The sequence below is a fragment of the Edaphosphingomonas haloaromaticamans genome (genome assembly GCF_001853345.1).
GTDB lineage: Bacteria > Pseudomonadota > Alphaproteobacteria > Sphingomonadales > Sphingomonadaceae > Sphingomonas_E > Sphingomonas_E fennica.
Map to the genome: position 1 here is coordinate 1,654,059 of NZ_MIPT01000001.1, position 17,137 is coordinate 1,671,195.

At 68.5% G+C, this 17,137-nt stretch carries 17 protein-coding genes; 5 read left to right on the forward strand and 12 right to left on the reverse strand.

Annotated features, from left to right (window positions below; genetic code table 11):
• Positions 1–15 precede the first annotated feature (15 nt).
• The 6 genes from tilS to BHE75_RS07605 all read right to left on the reverse strand — a co-directional run bounded on the left by tilS (position 16) and on the right by BHE75_RS07605 (position 7,447).
• Positions 16–960 carry a tRNA lysidine(34) synthetase TilS gene (gene tilS, locus BHE75_RS07580; RefSeq protein WP_070935595.1) on the reverse strand — a complete coding sequence of 315 codons (945 nt, stop codon included), beginning with the start codon at positions 958–960 and terminating at the stop codon, positions 16–18.
• A gap of 31 nt (positions 961–991) precedes the next feature.
• Positions 992–1,909: a YbgF trimerization domain-containing protein gene (locus tag BHE75_RS07585; protein WP_070933514.1), complete on the reverse strand. Its 918-nt coding sequence runs from the start codon at positions 1,907–1,909 to the stop codon at positions 992–994.
• Positions 1,910–2,041: 132 nt separating this feature from the next.
• Positions 2,042–2,914 (reverse strand): helix-turn-helix domain-containing protein, encoded by an 873-nt coding sequence (locus BHE75_RS07590; protein ID WP_254684390.1) that lies wholly within the window; start codon positions 2,912–2,914, stop codon positions 2,042–2,044.
• Between the two features lie 123 nt (positions 2,915–3,037).
• Positions 3,038–5,314 (reverse strand): phosphoenolpyruvate--protein phosphotransferase, encoded by a 2,277-nt coding sequence (gene ptsP / locus BHE75_RS07595; RefSeq protein WP_070933516.1) that lies wholly within the window; start codon positions 5,312–5,314, stop codon positions 3,038–3,040.
• An 83-nt stretch (positions 5,315–5,397) separates the two neighbouring features.
• Complete coding sequence (locus BHE75_RS07600) at positions 5,398–6,708, reverse strand: ATP-binding protein (RefSeq protein ID WP_070933517.1); 1,311 nt, start codon at positions 6,706–6,708, stop codon at positions 5,398–5,400.
• 25 nt (positions 6,709–6,733) lie between these two features.
• The gene (locus BHE75_RS07605) at positions 6,734–7,447 is read right to left on the reverse strand and encodes a response regulator transcription factor (RefSeq protein WP_202192052.1); all 714 of its coding nucleotides are present in this window, start codon (positions 7,445–7,447) and stop codon (positions 6,734–6,736) included.
• A 281-nt stretch (positions 7,448–7,728) separates the two neighbouring features.
• Here BHE75_RS07605 and BHE75_RS07610 point away from each other — a divergent pair, with 281 nt between their 5' ends.
• Together BHE75_RS07610 and BHE75_RS07615 are read left to right on the forward strand one after the other, a co-directional pair.
• A complete protein-coding gene (locus tag BHE75_RS07610) occupies positions 7,729–7,986 on the forward strand; it encodes a YjhX family toxin (protein WP_041864968.1) in 258 nt (85 codons plus the stop codon).
• Between the two features lie 13 nt (positions 7,987–7,999).
• Complete coding sequence (locus BHE75_RS07615; RefSeq protein ID WP_070933519.1) at positions 8,000–8,500, forward strand: GNAT family N-acetyltransferase; 501 nt, start codon at positions 8,000–8,002, stop codon at positions 8,498–8,500.
• 97 nt (positions 8,501–8,597) lie between these two features.
• On the opposite strand, the gene BHE75_RS07620 is transcribed toward BHE75_RS07615, so the two are convergent.
• From BHE75_RS07620 to BHE75_RS07630, 3 genes are read right to left on the reverse strand one after another with little or no spacing between them, the layout of a single operon-like run.
• Positions 8,598–9,398: an SDR family NAD(P)-dependent oxidoreductase gene (locus BHE75_RS07620; RefSeq protein WP_070933520.1), complete on the reverse strand. Its 801-nt coding sequence runs from the start codon at positions 9,396–9,398 to the stop codon at positions 8,598–8,600.
• Between the two features lie 4 nt (positions 9,399–9,402).
• Positions 9,403–10,299, reverse strand: coding sequence for an NAD-dependent epimerase/dehydratase family protein (locus tag BHE75_RS07625; RefSeq protein ID WP_070933521.1), 897 nt, complete (start codon positions 10,297–10,299; stop codon positions 9,403–9,405).
• 29 nt (positions 10,300–10,328) lie between these two features.
• A complete protein-coding gene (locus BHE75_RS07630; protein WP_070933522.1) occupies positions 10,329–11,156 on the reverse strand; it encodes an SDR family NAD(P)-dependent oxidoreductase in 828 nt (275 codons plus the stop codon).
• A gap of 122 nt (positions 11,157–11,278) precedes the next feature.
• On the opposite strand from BHE75_RS07630, the gene BHE75_RS07635 reads away from it, so the two are divergent.
• Complete coding sequence (locus BHE75_RS07635; RefSeq protein ID WP_015459982.1) at positions 11,279–11,635, forward strand: winged helix-turn-helix transcriptional regulator; 357 nt, start codon at positions 11,279–11,281, stop codon at positions 11,633–11,635.
• Positions 11,636–11,656: 21 nt separating this feature from the next.
• On the opposite strand, the gene BHE75_RS07640 is transcribed toward BHE75_RS07635, so the two are convergent.
• The 3 genes from BHE75_RS07640 to BHE75_RS07650 all read right to left on the reverse strand — a co-directional run bounded on the left by BHE75_RS07640 (position 11,657) and on the right by BHE75_RS07650 (position 14,754).
• A complete protein-coding gene (locus BHE75_RS07640) occupies positions 11,657–12,598 on the reverse strand; it encodes an SDR family oxidoreductase (protein ID WP_070935596.1) in 942 nt (313 codons plus the stop codon).
• 155 nt (positions 12,599–12,753) lie between these two features.
• Positions 12,754–14,193, reverse strand: coding sequence for an AMP nucleosidase (locus BHE75_RS07645; RefSeq protein ID WP_041864969.1), 1,440 nt, complete (start codon positions 14,191–14,193; stop codon positions 12,754–12,756).
• 78 nt (positions 14,194–14,271) lie between these two features.
• Positions 14,272–14,754: a peroxiredoxin gene (locus tag BHE75_RS07650; protein WP_015459985.1), complete on the reverse strand. Its 483-nt coding sequence runs from the start codon at positions 14,752–14,754 to the stop codon at positions 14,272–14,274.
• Between the two features lie 134 nt (positions 14,755–14,888).
• On the opposite strand from BHE75_RS07650, the gene BHE75_RS07655 reads away from it, so the two are divergent.
• The gene (locus tag BHE75_RS07655) at positions 14,889–15,449 is read left to right on the forward strand and encodes a YqgE/AlgH family protein (RefSeq protein ID WP_015459986.1); all 561 of its coding nucleotides are present in this window, start codon (positions 14,889–14,891) and stop codon (positions 15,447–15,449) included.
• A gap of 139 nt (positions 15,450–15,588) precedes the next feature.
• Entirely contained in the window at positions 15,589–16,998 is a 1,410-nt protein-coding gene (gene ahcY, locus BHE75_RS07660) for an adenosylhomocysteinase (RefSeq protein ID WP_070933523.1), read from the forward strand.
• The last annotated feature ends 139 nt before the right edge of the window (positions 16,999–17,137 follow it).

Sequence of the window (17,137 nt, forward strand, 5' to 3'; positions counted from 1 at the left end):
GATGGGGCCGCTTTTTCAGCCGAATCTGCGGGGTGGGGCGGGGGCGAACGTCCAGATTGCGCCCGGCCGGGCCAGAATCGCGCCGATCGAGGCGGGCTGGCCGGCCTCGAGTCGCGCGATCAGCGGCGCGATTCGGTCCGCCCGGCCTTCCTCGTCGAGATTCGCGAGCGCGCGGCGGACGAGTCGGTGGACCAGCTCGGCGGGCAGGCCGGCGGGGTCGAGCGTCACCCCGTTCCCGGCCACGCCGGCGCGTTCGTTCCACAACCTTTCGGCCGCCCAGTCGAGCGCGCGGGCGGCATCGGCGAGGTTGGCTGCCGCCTGGGCGAGGCCGGGCACGTCCAGCTCGGGATTGGCGGCCAGCAGCGCGCGCATCCGGCTGCGGTCGTAGCGGGGATCGCGGTTGGAAGGATCGTCGACGGGATCGATCCCGGCTTCGGCGACGATCGCCGCAAGCTCGGCGCGGCGCCAGCCGAGCAGCGGGCGGATGATCGCGCCGTTCGCTGCCCGGATGCCGGCCAGCCCGCCCACGCCCGCGCCCCGGCTGGCGCGCATCAGCAGCGTTTCGGCCTGGTCGTCGGCATGGTGGGCGGTGGCGACGAAGGCCAGCCCCGCGTCCGCGCGCCAGCCCTCCAGCGCGGCATAGCGGGCGGCGCGGGCGGCGGCCTGAACGCCCTCGCCCGTAGGCGCCACGGTTACGGCGAGCGTGGCATGCGGCACGCCGCGCGCGGCGCAGAGGCCGGCCACGAACGCGGCCTCGGCGGCGGCTTCCGGGCGCAGGCCGTGATCGACGGTGGCGGCCGCGATCCGGCCGGGCATCGCCTCGGCCGCCAGCAGCAGCAATGCAACGCTGTCCGGCCCGCCCGATACGGCCAGGCCGATACGGGCCTGATCGCCGGCCAGCCTGCCGATGTCGGACCGGAAGCGATCGATCCGATCGGCGACGGGCGATCCGGCCGGCATCATCAACCTGTCGCGAAAGCCTGAAGGCCGGTCAGGACTTGCACTTGGCGTCGGCCCTGGCCTTGGTCACCCGGTCCTTGAGCGCGGCCGCGATCGTCGTGCCGTAGACGTCGTCCAGCTCGCGATAGACCTCGCACGCCTCGCTGGGCTTGGGCGGCTTCAGCGCCATCAGCGACTGGCCGAGATAATAGAGGCTGTCGGGCGCGCGCTCGCCACGCGGCAGCTTCTTGTAGTTTTCCAGGAAGGTCTGGGCCGCCTTGGCCGGCTGGCCGCTGTCCAGCAAGGTCCGGCCCAGCAGGTTGCGGGCGAAGCTGGCGCGCTTGTGATCGGGATATTTGGCGATGAAGGCGCGCAGCGTGCTTTCCGCCTCGGGATATTTCTTGGCGGCCCACAGATCGTAGCCGGCAAGATAGGCATCCTCGCCCGCATCGCCCGATGCCGGGCGGCTGGAGGCGACGGCGGCAGGCGGGGGCGGGGCGACCTCCGGCGCGGGCTGGGCGGGACGGCCGGGGGCGGGCGGCGTCAGCACGGGGGCCGCGGCGCTGCCGCCCGGCTTGGCCGTGGGATTGCCTTCCAGTGCGTTCAGCCGGAATTCGGCATCGCCCTTGAAACGGCTCATCTGCTCTTCGATCTGGCGGATCTTGAAGCTGTTCTGTTCGATCTGGCCGGTCAGGCGCGCCAGCTCCTGCTCCAGCGAGCTGACCCGCGTGGTGAGATCGGCGAGCGGGTTGCTGGCGGGCACGCCGCCGGCCGCGGGCGCCGCCGGCTGGGGAGCGATCTCCGGCTCGAAATATTGCTGGTTGCCGCCGGGAAACACCTTGCGCTGCACCGCGCGCATCTCGCGCTCCAGCTTGTCGACGCGCTGGCCGACATCGGCGGGTTGGGGCGCCGCCGCCAGAGGCGCGGCCGTCGTCGCCAGCAGCAGGGCCGCGGTGATCGCGAAACGCATGATTAGTCCCTCAGCTCGGTTGATGGATAGGATGTCCATCCTCCATGGCGGCTGTCGCTGCGATGAAGCAAGCCCCGATCGCGCGAAAGCGCGCCGGATGCCGGCCGCGAACGGCCGAGCCGGTGGCAGGGATCAGGGGTTGATCGGCGCCGGGTTGGGCAGGACGGGCGCCGGATCGCCGGGAAGCGCCGCTGCCGGCACCGGGGCCGCGGAAGCGGTGGGCGGATTGAGCCGGGCGAGCAGGGCATCCGCCTTCAGGCTCACGTCGCGGATCGTGCGTTCCGGGGCGCCCAGCGGTGGGATCACCGCGCTGCCTACGGTGACGCGCAGGGCCTGCGGCCGTCCGGTGAGGATGCGGGGATCGGCGGCCGTGGCCGGCACTTCCCACGTCTCGCCGACGTTAAGCTGTTTTTCGATCAGACGGGTGCCGCCGTCCGAGACGCGCAGCCATACCGGCTCGAGCGCGGTCAGCACCACCGGTCCGCTCGACGGCGTGGGAGCCGGTGGCGCGATCGAGGCGGGCGGCGGCGTCGGTTCGGGCAGGCCCTGGGCCGGCGTGGCGCTGGCCACCCGTTCCTCGTCGCCCGATCCGGTGAAGGCGCCGCTCCGCCACAAGGCATAGGCGCCGCCGAGCACGATCGCGACGACGATCGCCACCGTCACCAGGAAGCGGGAGGGCACGCGGGCCGGATCGGCGGGCTCGAAGGGTTCGGGAATGATGCGCTCGGGCTGGCCGCCGCCCATCTCCTCGCGGAATTCGCGGGCCAGGGCGTTGGCGTCGAGCCCGACGATCTGGGCGAAGGCGCGGACGAAGCCGACGCTGTAGGGCACGGCCGGAAGCGCCGCGATGTCGCCCGCCTCGATCGCTTCCAGATGGCGCAGCGGCACGCGCGTCCGCGCGGCGATGTCCGCGAGGTCGAGCGCGTGCGCCTTGCGCGCCTCGGCCAGGCGTGCGCCTACAGTAAAGGGAGCCTCCACGGCGAATTCGCCGGTCGTGTCATTCATGCGACCTCCGGGGCGCTCCATCCCATTATCCCGAAAAAGCGCGCGCCACCTGTTGCCTTGTCACAAATGCAAACCGGGACGTCAAATCGAAACGATCGTCCCGGCCCATATTTACGCGAAAAATCAGCTTATAGCCACGCCTTGTTCATCGGCCCAGGCCGTCAGCCGGGCGCGCATGTCCGGCGCGCCTTCGGCAAGCCATCGCGCCATGTCCGCGCGCAGCCGCGCGGCATCCAGCGTGCGCACCATCGCCTTGACCGGCCCGATGGCAGCGGGCGTGATGGACAAGCGTTCGATGCCCAGCCCGATCAGGGCCATGCTTTCCAGGCTGCGGCCGCCCATTTCCCCGCAAACTGCCGTCGGCACGCCGGCTGCGCGCGCCGTTTCGGCAACGCGCGCGACGAAGCGCAGGATGGCGGGGGAAAGCCAGTCGAACCGTTCGGCAAGCTTGGGATGCGATCGATCGGCGGCGAACAGGAACTGGGTGAGGTCGTTGGTGCCGATCGACAGGAAATCCAGCTTCGGCAGCAGCACGTCCAGCATCTCCGCCAGCGCCGGCACCTCCAGCATCGTGCCATATTGCACGGCGGTGGGGAGGGGACGGTTGCGATCGGCGATCCAGCGGCGCTGGGTTTCGAACAGGGCCTGCGCCTGATCGAACTCCCACGGTTCGGAAACCATCGGGAACATCACGTGGAGCGTGCGTCCGGCGGCGGCCTCCAGCAGGGCGCGCGCCTGCGCCTTCATCAACGCATCGCGATCGAGCGCGAGGCGGATGGCGCGCCATCCCATGGCGGGATTTTCCTCCTGATGCGCGTCATGGTTCATGTAGGGCAGCGTCTTGTCGCCGCCGATATCGACGGTGCGGAAGATCACCGGCCGGTCGCCGGCGGCTTCCAGCACGTCGCGATAGAGCCGCTGCTGGCGCTCGCGCTGGGGGAGGGTGGCGGAAACCAGGAACTGGAATTCGGTGCGGAACAGGCCGATCCCGTCGGCGCCCGTCACGTCCAGCGCGGAAACGTCGTCGCGCAGGCCTGCATTCACCATCAGCGTGATCCGCCGGCCATCGAGGGTGACGGGCGGCAGATCGCGCATCGCCGCGAATTCGGCGCGGCGCTTCTGGCCCAGCGTCAGCTTGGCGTCGAACGCCTCCTCCATCGTGGCGGTCGGCCGGATGAACACGGCGCCCTGCGCGGTATCGAGCAGGACGAGATCGCCTTCCTGCACCATCTGGCGGATGTCGCGCACCCGCCCCAGCACCGGCACGCCCATGGCGCGGGCGACGATGGTGACGTGCGCCGTCAGCGATCCTTCCTCCAGGATCACGCCCTTCAGCCGGCGGCGGTCATATTCCAGCAGCTCGGCCGGGCCGAGGTTGCGCGCCACCAGGATCGAATCCTGCCGCAGGCCCATCTGGGCCGCGGTGCCGAGCTGGCCGGAAACCGTGCGCAGCAGCCGGTTGGAAAGATCCTCCAGGTCGTGCATCCGGTCCGCCAGCAGCGGATCGCTGATCTCGCGCATCCGCATCCGGGTGCGCTGCTGCACGCGCTCGATCGCCGCCTCGGCGGTCAGGCCGCTGTCGATCGCCTCGTTGATCCGGCGGGTCCAGCCTTCGTCATAGGCGAACATCTTGTAGGTCTCGAGCACGTCCTGATGCTCGCCCGCCGTGCCGAACTCGGCCTGGCTGGTCATCCGCTCGATCTGCTCGCGCATCTGGCGGAAGGCGGCATAGACGCGCTGGCGCTCGACCTCGATGTCCTCGGCCACGGTATATTCGATGTGCACGCGCGGCTGGTGGAACACCACATGGCCGCGCCCCATGCCCTCCACCAGCTTCAGCCCGCCAAGCCGCACGGGCCCGGCCTCGCGCGCGCCGCCGGTGCCGGGGGAAGCCTCGTCGATCAGGCCGGCGCCGGCGATCAGCTCGGCCAGCACCATCGCGACGGTCTGCAGCGCCTCTATCTCCACCTCGTCATAGCGGCGCGGCTCGGCATGCTGCACGGCCAGCACGCCCACCGCGCGCNCGCGCCGCACGATCGGCACGCCGGCGAAGCTGTGGAACAGGTCCTCGCCGGTTTCGGGCTTGTAGGCGAAATCGGGGTGGCTGGTCGCCTCGTCCAGGTTCAGCGTCTTCACCTCGGCGGCGATGTGGCCGACGAGGCCCTCGCCCAGCGCGAGGCGGGTGACGTGCACGGCCTCCTGCTTCAGGCCGCGCGTGGCGTAGAGCTCCAGCAGCCCGTCGCGCAGCAGGTAGATGGAGCAGACCTCGCTCGAAAGCGCCTCGCCGATGATGTTCACCACCTGGTTGAGCTTGGCCTGCGCATTGGTGCGCGCGGCCATCACGTCGTGCAGGCGCGTCAGTATCTCACGGGCGGCGGAGGTGGCGGTCGTTCCGGGCATGTGCCCCTGCTAACAGAGGAAGTGCCCGCCGCGCCACACAGTTATGCTTGGGGGGGGGCGATGGCGGTGGACCGGACCGCATTCTAGCGCACCGGCAGCCGTATCTCGGCGCGCAGGCCGCCTTCGGGGCGGTTGGCGAGCGTGACCGTGCCGATCCCCTCCAGCGCGCGGACGACGATGGCGAGGCCAAGGCCCGCCCCGCCGCTTTCCCGGCTGCGGGAGGCATCGAGGCGGTGGAAGGGCTCGAACACATGCGCCATGTCCGCCTCGGCGATGCCGGGGCCGTCATCGTCTATCGTGATGCGGATGGCATCGGCTTCGCGCGACAGGCGGACCCGCGCCTGCCCGGCATGGCGCAGCGCATTCTCGACGAGGTTGGCGACGGCGCGGCGGATGCGCAGCGGCGGCAGCACGGCCGGCAGCCGGTCCGGCCCGTCATAGCTGGCGTCGGCGCCGGTATCGGCGGCATCGTCCACGATCGTCATCAGCAGCGAGGCGAGATCGATCGGCTTGGCGGCTTCCGGCTCCGCGCCGCGCAGATAGCCGAGGATCGAGGTCATGAACGCCTGCATCTCGTCGAGGTCGCGCAGGATCGCATCGCGCGTCTCGCCCGGTTCCAGCGCGCCGGCCCGCAGCCGCAGCCGGGCGATCGGTGTCAGCAGATCGTGGGAGACCGCCGCCAGCGCCTGGGTGCGATCCTCCACCAGCGCGATCAGCCGGGCCTGCATCGCGTTCACCGATCGGGCGAGGCTGATCACCTCGGGCGGGCCTTCCTCCGGCACGGTGATCGGCTCGCCCAGCCCGGCGCGGTCGGCGGCCCGGGCCAGGGTGCGCAGCGGCTCGGCCAGCGCGCGCAGCAGCAGCAGCGTCGCCAGCAGCACGCCGCCGGTCAGCAGCAGCAGCGACACCAGATGGCTGCCCAGCGTGGGCACGCGGGCGCTGCGCCCTTCGGCGCGGAAGATGATGCTTGATCCGTCGCCCAGGCGGAGCGCGCCGGCCACGCCGCCGCCGGCATCCTCGACGATGCGGATGTCGCGGTGGGCCAGCCCCGGCTCCAGCTCGGACATCCGCTTGCGGATATGGCCCACGGGCAGATGTGGCGATGGCTCCGCCATGGGCGGCGCGGCCCCGGCGGACCATCCCAGGGCGAGGCTGTTGGTCGAAAGCCGGCGGGCGGCCTCGCCCCGTTCCGCGCGGGGCAGGGGGGCGATCAGCCGGTCTGCCAATGCCAATCGGCCGGCGACCCGCTCCGCCTGGCTGGATGCGACAAGCTCGGTCTCGGCCCGCTTGTAGAGCAGCTCGCTGCCGAAAAAGGAAAGGCTGGTGGTGACGAGGATGACGAGCGCGATCTGGCCGGCAAGCCCGATCGAAAGCAGGCGCGATCCCTTCAGCATGGCGGTGGCGCCTCCGGTCAATGGCTCAGGATCGGGTCACGTCCGCCGCCAGCATATAGCCCCGGCCCCGCACGGTGCGGATCAGCGTGTCGCCCTGATCCGAATCGCCGAGCTTGCGGCGCAGGCGGCTGACGAGCACGTCGATGCTGCGGTCCGATGCCTGGGCGCGCCGCGCGCGGGAAAGCTCCAGCAGCCGCTCGCGGCCGATCACGCGATGGGGGTGCTGTACCAGGATCGCCAGCAAATCATGCTCCGCGCCGGAAAGCTCGACGGCGGTGCCGTCCGGCGCGGTGAGCGTGCGGCGGCGCAGGTCCAGCGTCCAGCCGGCGAAGCGGGCGATGTCGCCGCGCGGCATATCGGCGACCACGGGCGCCCGCGCCCGGCGGAGCGCGGCGCGAACGCGGGCGAGCAGTTCGCCCCGGCTGAACGGCTTGGCGACATAATCGTCGGCGCCGCGATCCAGCCCCGCGATCCGGTCCGCCTCGCCGCCCAGCGCGCTCACCATGATGACGGGCAGGATGGGATGGCGCGCGCGGATGTCGTCCAGCATGTCCAGCCCCGATCGGCCCGGCAGCATCACGTCCAACATCACCAGATCGATGCCGCCGGCATCCAGCAGCGGCCAGGCCTCATTCTCGTCCCGCGCGCCGATCGCCTCGATCCCTTCGCCATGAAGCGCGCGCACCAGCAGCACGCGCATGCCGGCATCGTCCTCCACGATCAGCACCCGGGCGGGCATGTCGGCGGCGATATCGGCGGCGGGATGGGCGGAATGCGTATCGGTTTCGGTCATGGCGGCGGACGATAGCGCGCGCCGCGCCCGCCGTCATGTCATCGGCGCGAGCCCGTCCTCCCTGCGTTTGACATGGCCGGAAACCACGTCGTATGGGCGGGTTTCATGTTGGAGCTTGTGCAAACCGCCTGACGTCTCGGCCGACCGAGACTGCCGACAACGATCGTCCGGGTGCGCCTTCGCGCGTCCTGGGTTGTCATCCGTGCGGTTCTATCCACGAGCTTATAATGAACATTTCACGATACGAGCAGCGCGTGCTTCACGTGCTGGCTCAAGGCGGCTTCATTCGTCATCGCCATGACGAACGGGGGCGGATCGCCGACGTCCTCTGCTTCACGCGGGACGGCCATGTTCTTTCCGATTGCACCCTGGGCATATTCAGGAAACTGCGGCGCAAGCGGCTGATCGAATCCAGGGAATCGAGCCCCTATCGCATTTCCGAACTGGGCAGGCGCTCGGTGCGATCGCAACCCGATAACCGATAGCAGGAGGCAGGGGATGATCATCCGCAAGGAACAGCCGCAGGATCATGCCGCGATCGCCCGGATCACCGCCGACGCCTTCGCCGGCGTGGATCATAGCGACGGGACCGAGCCCGCGATCATCTCCGCGCTGCGGGATGCCGGGGCGCTCGCCCTGTCGTTGGTCGCGGTCGACGATGACGGCCGGATCGCGGGCCATGCCGCCTTTTCCCCCGTCACCATCGACGGGCGGGAAGGGGGCTGGTTCGGGCTCGGCCCCGTGGCCGTCCGCCCCGATCGGCAAAGGGCCGGCATCGGCGGCGCCCTGATCCGCGCGGGGCTCGAAGAGCTTCGGCGGCAGGGCGCCGGCTGCTGCGTGGTGCTGGGCGAGCCCGCATATTATCGGCGCTTCGGCTTCGAAAGGGACGAAGCCCTATATTATGACGGCGCGCCCGCCGCTTATTTCATGCGGATCGCATTCGTCGATCCCGCGCCGGAGGGCCGGGTCGAATATCATCCCGGTTTCGGAGCGTCCTGAAGGATGAGCGGGTTGCCCCGGAGGCGGCCCGCTTATTCCTCCCGGCTTTTGCTTGCCGCCGGATTTCGGAGCGCGGCGCCGATCCGTCCCCCGCAGCCTAGTGTCCGCCGTCCACCCGGATATCGATGCCGTTCACGAAATCGGATGCGGGATCGGCCAGGAAGGCGACGGCGTTGGCGATATCCTCCGGCTTGCCGAGGCGGCCGGCATGGTTGGGCACGAACTTGCGCGCGGCCCAGCGTTCCACCTCGCTCCAGTCGCCGGTGACGCCGCTGCGCTCGGCCATCGCCGCCACCCATTTGCGGTTTGTGTCGGTCAGCACGAAGCCGGGGCTGATGCTGTTGGCGGTGATTCCGGTGCGGGCCAGCGCCTTGGAAAGGCTGACGGTCAGCGCCCGGATCGCGGCCTTGGCGCCCTGATAATCGGGGATCATCGGCATCGGCACGTCCACCACGCCGCTGGACATCTGGATCAGCCGGCCCCAGCCCTTGTCCCGCATCGCGGGGGTGAAGGCGTGGATCAGCCGCACCATCGAGGCGACGTTGGAATCGTAGGTCGCCAGCCAGTCCTCGGCGCTCGCCTCGAACCAGCCGGCCATGCCGCCGCCGGCCGATTCCCCGCCGGCATTGTTGACGAGGATGTCGACATCGCCCGCCGCCGCCCGCGTCGCATCGACGATCGCCGCCGCCTCGGCATCGCCGGTGAGCGTGCCGATCACGACATGGGCGGTGCCGCCGGCCTTGCGGATGGCATCCGCGGCGGCCGCGGTCCGCCCCTCGTCGCGGCCGTGGCAGACCACGACCGCCCCTTCGGCGGCGAGCCGGACGGCGCTGGCCGCCCCGATCCCGCCGCTGGCCCCGGTGACCAGCGCCACCTTGCCGGCGAACCGCCCCGCCATGGCCTTACATGTCCTTATATTGGGCGACGATCTGGTTGACCGTGCGCTGGATGTCGTTGCGGCGATAGCCGAGCGTCGCGGTCTCGGCGGCGTCGGGTTCGTAGAACAGGTCGTTGCCGCGGCCGGCGAAGATCGCGGCGTCGGGCAGCATCGGATGCTCCTGATCCAGCACCGGCGGCACATCCCGCCCGGCGGCCTGGAAGAAGAAGCCGAAATATTGCTGGTAGGAGAGGTTCTCGTCGCCGACCAGATAGGCCTTGCCGCCTTCGCCGCGTTCGAGCGCGCCTTCGACCGCCTCGGCCAGCGACTGGGTGGAGATGAAGTTGACGCCGCCGCCCGGCGCGAATTCCGGCATGGGCGCGAACTTGCCCTGCGCATATTGGGTATAGGCGACGAACATCGGCACGACGAGGCCGGGCACCGTGCCGACGACGAACGGCGCGTTGACGCTCAGGGTGCGGAAGCCCGTCCCGTTGAGCGCGCGGATGCCTTCGCAGCTTTCCTTGCGCGATTCGACATAGCGGTTGCCGGCGACGAGGTGGGGCGCGGCCTGCGGATAGAAGCTGCCGACGTTGACGGCGACCTTTACGCCCGCATCCCTGGCGAGCTGGAAGAAGCGCGGCACCGCCACGGAGTTGACCTTCTTCCAATAGGTCTCGTTATCCTCGCCTTCCGGGATGTGGCGAACGTCCTGCCCGGCGCAGAACACCAGCGCGTCGAAGCCGGCCGGGAAGCTGGTGTCGTTGATATAGTCGACCTTGATGAACGGCAGCTCGCCCAGCGGGGTGCCGGGGGTCGGCGGGGTGCGGCCGGCGATGCTGACGTCATGGCCCTTGGACTTGAGGTGGAGCGCGGCGTGGCCGCCGATCATGCCGGCACCGCCGACAACGAGGATCTTCATGGTCTTTCTCCGGGGATTTGTTCAGGAAATCAGAAAATCAGGCCGTCGGTGGGGATCACCGGCACGTTGGTCCACTTGCCCTCGGCCGTGCGATACCAGCCGGCCGCCGCCAGCGCCCCGCCATCGACGTTGAGCGCCGCGCCCGTCATCCAGGCGGCCAGCGGGCTCGCCAGGAACAGGATGCCGCCCGCCATGTCCTCCGGCGTGCCGAAGCGGCCGAGCGGAATCCACTGCTTCAGATGATCCTTATATTCCGGCTTGATATACTGGCTGATCGCCACCTGCGGCGTATCGGTCGTCTCGGGCGCGATCAGGTTCACGCGGATGCCGTCGGGCGCGAGGTCGAGCGCCAGGCTCTTGGTGAAGCCGGTGATGCCCGTCTTGAACGCCGAATAGACGCTGTTGAACGGGATGCCGCGAAAGCCCTCGATCGAGGATACGCTGATGATGCTGCCGCCGGCCCCGCGCTTGCGGATCAGCGGGATCATCGCGCGCGTCACCGAGAAGATCTGCCGCATGTTGGTGGCGTAGAGGCGCTCGATATCCTCGTCGGTATGATCCTCGAAGCGCTTCACGATCATCAGGAAGTCGCCGACATTGTTGACCAGCACGTCCAGCCCGCCGAACCGGTCGTCGATCGCCCTGGCCAGCGCATCGACATCGGCCTGGACCGTGACGTCGCCTTCCACCACCAGATGCCCGTCGCCCAGCGCCGCGCGCACGTCGGCCGCGCGGTCGGCATCCTTCTCGATCGTGACGACGGTGGCCCCCGCCTTGGCGAAGGCTTCCGCCGTGGCGCGGCCGATACCGACGCCGCCGCCCGTTACCAGCGCGATCTTTCCCGCAAAGTCGATCAAATGACCTCTCCAAACGCAATAGTTCGTATTTTTACGGAGGCTATGATACGCACAAACCAATGGCAACCACGCACCTTCGCGGCGCTTGGTATCCAAATGGAAACCATGGGGACGGATGAGCGATGCAGGATGATTTTCCCGCGCTGACGCTGGAGATCATGGATCTGGTGGGCGACAAATGGACGCTGCTGCTGGTCTATACGCTGGGCGAGGGCGCCATGCGCTTTTCCGAGCTGAAGCGGCGGGCCAGCCCGATCAGCCAGAAGATGCTGACCCAGACCCTGCGCGGATTGGAGCGGCACGGCATGGTCGACCGCAGCGTGCTGCCCACCGCCCCGCCGCAGGTGGAATATGCGCTGACCGGGCTTGGCCGCACCTTCCTTTCCGCCGCGAGCGTGATCTGCCAGTGGACCAAGGACAATCTGGAGGAATTGCAGGCCGCCCGGACCCATTTCGATTCGGCGCGGCTGGCGGCCTGAGGACGCGAGGCCGCTGCCGGATCAGAGCTGGAAGCGGACGCCCGTCAGCTCCTCCGTAATGCCCCACAATTTTCCCGCGGCTGCCATGTCCTGCCCCGAAGGCTTGATCGTGGCCGGCGCGGGCGCGCCCTTCATCCCGCCGAAGCCGCCCGGCCCGTAGAATCCCCCGCCTTCGGCGTCTGGAGCGGTGGCGCCATAGAGCGTCGGCAGCGCGCCTGCCGATGCCGGTTGCCCGAGATAGGGCATCACCACCGACAGGATCGAGCTGATGAAATGATCGGCCAGCCGGAACTTGCCCAGCTGCTTGCGATTGGCGCCGATCGATGTCTGCGCCACGCCGGGATGCACGGCGATGCTTTTGATATTGCTGCCGGCCTGATCGATCCGGCGCTGGAATTCGCGCGCGAAAAGCAGGTTGGCAAGCTTGGTCTGGTTATAGGCGCGCTGGGCGCGGTAGCCGCGCTCGATCTGAAGGTCGTTCCAGTTGAACCGCCCCTGGCCGTGCACCAGGCTCGATACCGTCACCACGCGCGGGGCCGGGGCGGCGTTCAGCAGGGGGAGCAGCAGGCCCGTCAGGGTGAAATGGCCGAGATGGCCGATCGCGAAGGTCAGCTCGAATCCGTCGCCGCTCGTCCGCCGCTCGCTGATCGGCTGGATGCCCGCATTGTTGACGAGGATGTCGATCGGCCTGCCTTCCGCCGCGAGCGACGCGGCGAAATCCTTCACGGCCTGAAGGCGGCTGAGATCGAGCATCCGGAATTCGAGCTTCGCATCGGCCTTCGATGTCCTGATGCGATCGGCGATCGTCCGGCCCAGTTGCTCGTTCCGGTCGACCGCCAGTATCTCGGCATCGCGCCGGGCGAGCGCCCTGGCCGCTTCGAAGCCGATGCCGCTGGCGGCGCCGGTGATCAGCACCCGCTTGCCCGACAGATCGGGAATGTCGTTTTCGCCCCATTTGCGCATGCCGGCCTCTTCCCCCTTATCCGGCCTCATGATCCGCGCCGGTGGACCATCGGCTAGATCGGCCGCCACCGGGTGGCAAGGGGATGGCGGGCATGAGAGGGCGAACGCGATTTCGCTTTCTCTCCCTCTCGCCCTTTCCGGTGGCGATGCCGCGTTTAGCGGAACGGCGGCTCGTTGAACGCCCGCAGCTTGCGGCTGTGGAGGCGATCGCCGGTGCGGCGCAGCTCGTCGATCGCGGCGATGCCGATCCGCAGATGCTCGCTGATCGCGCGCTCGTAGAAGCGGTTGGCCTGGCCGGGCAGCTTGATCTCGCCATGAATCGGCTTGTCCGACACGCAGAGCAGGGTGCCGTAGGGCACGCGGAAGCGATAGCCCTGGGCCGCGAGCGTGGCCGATTCCATGTCGATCGCCACCGCCCGGCTCTGGTTGAAGCGCAGCGCCGATCGCGTGTAGCGCAGTTCCCAGTTGCGATCGTCGGTGGTGACGACGGTGCCGGTGCGCAGGCGCCGCTTCAACTGCTCGGCCGGCTCGCCCGAAACCGTCTCGGCCGCCGCGCTCAGCGCCTGCTGCACCTCGGCAATGGCCGGGATCGGTATTTCCGGCGGCAGCACGTCGTCCAGCACATGATCGTCGCGCAGATAGGCGTGGGCCAGCACATAATCGCCGATCCGCTGCGACGGGCGCAGGCCGCCGCAATGGCCGATCATCAGCCAGGCCTCCGGCCGCATCACCGCGAGGTGATCGGTGATCGTCTTGGCGTTGGACGGGCCGACGCCGATATTGACCAGGGTGATGCCCGATCGGTTGGGGCCGACGAGGTGGTAGGCCGGCATCTGATGCCGCCGCCAGGCGCTGTCGGTGATGGCGCGATCGGGATCGGCATTGGCCGCCGTAAGCTCCAGCCCGCCCGAGCAGCTCAGCAGCCGATAGGGGCCGTCATCCGATAGCTGCGTGCAGGCCCAGCGCACGAATTCATCGACATAGCGGTGATAGTTGGTGAACAGGATGTAGTTCTGCACATGCTGCGTCGGCGTGCCGGTATAATGGCGCAGCCGGGCGATCGAGAAATCGACGCGCTGGGCATCGAACAGCGCCAGCGGGCGGGCCTCGCCGCCTTCGCCCTGCCACAGGCCGTCCACCACCTCGTCGCCGATATGGATGAGGTCGTTGGACGGGAACACGCGGGCAAGCTCGGCCGCCGCCGCGTCGGCAAGGTCGACGCCGGCATCGAGCACGTAGGGATAGGGGATTTCCTGGCGCCCGCGCGAAACCTCGATCTCGGCGCCGAAATCGGCGACCAGCAGGTCGATCTGCTCGGCCAGATATTCCCGGAACATCATCGGCTGGGTGACGGAGACCGCATAATGGCCGGCGGCGGTCAGCCGGCCGAAGGCGCGCAGCGGATGATGGCGGGTCGATCCGTCATAGCGGAGGTGCAGTTCGGGATAGGTGAAGGCACCCGCCGCGCGGGCGGCCTCGTCGGGCCGTTCGCCGGTGGCGATATAGCGGCCGAGTGCCGCGCGCAGCGCTTCGACGGAGGATTGATAGAGGGTGTCGAGCTGGTCGACGATGGCGAGGCTGGCTTTGGTGGCGATGTGGGCTTCTCCTATGGTCTGCTGTGGTCGAATATAAGCGAAGGCCGCGCCGGGCGGGCGCGGCCCCCGGACGCGGCCTTAAAGCTGGCCGAGCATGTAATCGGCCGAGCTCACCTTGAACTCGCCCGGCGCCTCGACATTCAGGACGCTGACGACGCCGTCGTCCACGATCATCGAGAAGCGCTGCCCGCGCGTGCCGAGGCCGAACTTGCTGCCGTCCATGGTGAGGCCCAGCGCCTTGGCGAAATCGCCATTGCCGTCCGCCAGCATGGTCACGGCTTCGCCCGCGCCGGCGCTCTTGCTCCAGGCGCCCATCACGAAGGCGTCGTTCACCGCGGTGCAGGCGATCTCGTCCACGCCCCTGGCCTTAAGCTCGGCCGCCTTCTCGATGAAGCCCGGCAGATGCTTGGCGGAGCAGGTGGGGGTGAAGGCGCCCGGCACGGAGAAGAGCGCGACCTTGCGGCCCTTGAAGAAATCCGCGCTCTGCACCGCTTCGGGGCCGCTTTCGGTCGGCTTGGTGAAGGTGGTTTCGGGAAGCGTGTCGCCCGCCTTGATCGTCATATCGGCATCCTTCTGTAGCCAGGAGTCGCGCTGGTCTACGCCAGCGCGATTGCAGTTTGAAGCATGGCGCATGTTCGGAACGCCTTGTGGAAAGCACACCTTCCATCCGCTCCAGCCATCTATAGATTGGGGATATGGATGCGCCAGCCTATCTCAGCGGCCAATTGCTGCTTGCCCTGCCCGGCATGGGCGACCCCCGATTCTCGCGCGCGGTGATCGCGATGTGCGCGCATGACGAGGAAGGGGCGCTGGGCATCGGCGTGGGCCAGCTGATGCCGCGCATCCGCCTGCACAGCCTGCTCGCCCAGCTCGATATCGATCCCGGCGAGGCGCCCGACGTGCCGATCCATGTGGGCGGGCCGGTGGAGCCGCAGCGCGGCTTCGTGCTGCATGGGCTGGACTGGGGCGGGCAGGATACGCTGCAGGTGGGTGAAAGCTGGGCGCTGACCTCCACGCTGGACGTGCTGCGCGCCATCGCCGAGGGCAGGGGGCCTTCGCGCTGGCTGGTCGCGCTGGGCTATGCCGGGTGGAGCCCCGGCCAGCTCGAGGACGAGATGACGGGCAATGCCTGGTTCGCGACCGGCGGCAGCCCCGGCGTTCTGTTCGATACCGCGGTGGACCAGCGCTGGACCTGCGCCTTCGCCAATGCCGGGATCGACGCGCGCCTGCTCGCGCCCGAAATCGGCCACGCCTGATCGCCGTTTCCACAGGACATAAAGAAATCTTTATATTTGGAATTGCGTTGCGGCGCCGGCCCGGCTAAGTGCCGCAGTCATGTTCCGCGCGCCATTTTCCCGCGCGGTAGTACCCGTGTCCCCCCCAAGGAGAACCGACGTGGCGACCCTGCCTGCCGAAAGCTTCACCGATTATCTGGTCCACGACATCTCGCTCGCCGCATTCGGCCGCAAGGAGATCGAGATCGCCGAAACCGAGATGCCGGGCCTCATGGCGCTGCGCAAGGAATATGGCCCGTCGCAGCCGCTGAAGGGCGCGCGGATCACCGGTTCGCTGCACATGACGATCCAGACGGCGGTGCTGATCGAGACGCTGGTGCATCTGGGCGCCGAGGTCCGCTGGGCCTCGTGCAACATCTTCTCCACCCAGGATCACGCCGCCGCCGCCATCGCCGCGCAGGGCATCCCCGTCTTCGCCGTGAAGGGCGAGACGCTGGAGGAATATTGGGATTATGTGATCCGCATCTTCGACTGGGGCGATACCACCACCAACATGATCCTGGACGATGGCGGCGACGCCACCATGTTCGCGCTGTGGGGCGCGCGCGTCGAGGCGGGCGAGGCGCTGTTCACCCCGTCCAACGAGGAAGAGGAAATCTTCGTCGCGACGCTCAAGCGCTTCCTGGCGGAACGCCCCGGCTACCTGACCGAGACGGTCAAGGCCATCAAGGGCGTTTCGGAAGAGACGACCACCGGCGTCCACCGCCTTTATGAGCTGGCGAAGAAGGGCAAGCTGCCTTTCCCGGCGATCAACGTGAACGACAGCGTCACCAAGTCGAAGTTCGACAATCTCTACGGCTGCAAGGAATCGCTGGTCGACGCCATCCGCCGCGCCACCGACGTGATGCTGGCCGGCAAGGTCGCCTGCGTCGCCGGCTTCGGCGATGTCGGCAAGGGTTCGGCCGCCTCGCTCCGCAACGGCGGCGCGCGCGTGCTGGTGACCGAGATCGACCCGATCTGCGCGCTGCAGGCGGCGATGGAAGGCTATGAAGTCGTGACGATGGAGGAGGCCGCGACCCGCGCCGACATCTTCGTCACCGCGACGGGCAATGAGGACGTCATCACCGTCGATCACATGCGCGCGATGAAGAACATGGCGATCGTGTGCAACATCGGCCACTTCGACAGCGAGATCCAGATCGCCGGCCTCAACAACATGAAGTGGACGGAGATCAAGCCGCAGGTGGACGAGGTCCAGTTCGCCGACGGCAAGAAGATCATCGTGCTGGCCAAGGGGCGCCTGGTGAACCTGGGCTGCGCCACCGGCCATCCCAGCTTCGTCATGTCCTCCAGCTTCACCAACCAGGTGCTGGCCCAGATCGAGCTGTGGACCAAGTCGGACGAATATAAGAACGAGGTCTATGTGCTGCCGAAGCATCTCGACGAGAAGGTGGCCGCGCTCCACCTCGAGAAGCTGGGCGTGAAGCTTTCCAAGCTCACCCCGAAGCAGGCGGCCTATATCGGCGTGACGCCGGAAGGCCCGTTCAAGCCGGATCATTACCGCTACTGATCCGACCGGACATTTTCGGGAAAGGGGCCGTCGACCGGGAGGTGGGCGGCCCTTTTTTCATATCGTCCCGCCGGGTGCCGGCAATCGCGGCATCGGGCGGGGAGGGGGCAAGTTCAGCATGACGGAATGCCCCCTGTTC

What these genes read in the sequence shown, in the direction of transcription:
- tilS (WP_070935595.1), bottom strand. Translation starts at nt 960, where the DNA reads ATGCCGGCCGGATCGCCCGTCGCCGATCGGATCGATCGCTTCCGGTCC.
- BHE75_RS07585 (WP_070933514.1), bottom strand. Translation starts at nt 1,909, where the DNA reads ATGCGTTTCGCGATCACCGCGGCCCTGCTGCTGGCGACGACGGCCGCG.
- BHE75_RS07590 (WP_254684390.1), bottom strand. Translation starts at nt 2,914, where the DNA reads ATGAATGACACGACCGGCGAATTCGCCGTGGAGGCTCCCTTTACTGTA.
- BHE75_RS07600 (WP_070933517.1), bottom strand. Translation starts at nt 6,708, where the DNA reads ATGCTGAAGGGATCGCGCCTGCTTTCGATCGGGCTTGCCGGCCAGATC.
- BHE75_RS07605 (WP_202192052.1), bottom strand. Translation starts at nt 7,447, where the DNA reads ATGCCCGCCCGGGTGCTGATCGTGGAGGACGATGCCGGCATGCGCGTG.
- BHE75_RS07610 (WP_041864968.1), top strand. Translation starts at nt 7,729, where the DNA reads ATGAACATTTCACGATACGAGCAGCGCGTGCTTCACGTGCTGGCTCAA.
- BHE75_RS07615 (WP_070933519.1), top strand. Translation starts at nt 8,000, where the DNA reads ATGATCATCCGCAAGGAACAGCCGCAGGATCATGCCGCGATCGCCCGG.
- BHE75_RS07620 (WP_070933520.1), bottom strand. Translation starts at nt 9,398, where the DNA reads ATGGCGGGGCGGTTCGCCGGCAAGGTGGCGCTGGTCACCGGGGCCAGC.
- BHE75_RS07625 (WP_070933521.1), bottom strand. Translation starts at nt 10,299, where the DNA reads ATGAAGATCCTCGTTGTCGGCGGTGCCGGCATGATCGGCGGCCACGCC.
- BHE75_RS07635 (WP_015459982.1), top strand. Translation starts at nt 11,279, where the DNA reads ATGCAGGATGATTTTCCCGCGCTGACGCTGGAGATCATGGATCTGGTG.
- BHE75_RS07640 (WP_070935596.1), bottom strand. Translation starts at nt 12,598, where the DNA reads ATGCGCAAATGGGGCGAAAACGACATTCCCGATCTGTCGGGCAAGCGG.
- BHE75_RS07650 (WP_015459985.1), bottom strand. Translation starts at nt 14,754, where the DNA reads ATGACGATCAAGGCGGGCGACACGCTTCCCGAAACCACCTTCACCAAG.
- BHE75_RS07655 (WP_015459986.1), top strand. Translation starts at nt 14,889, where the DNA reads ATGGATGCGCCAGCCTATCTCAGCGGCCAATTGCTGCTTGCCCTGCCC.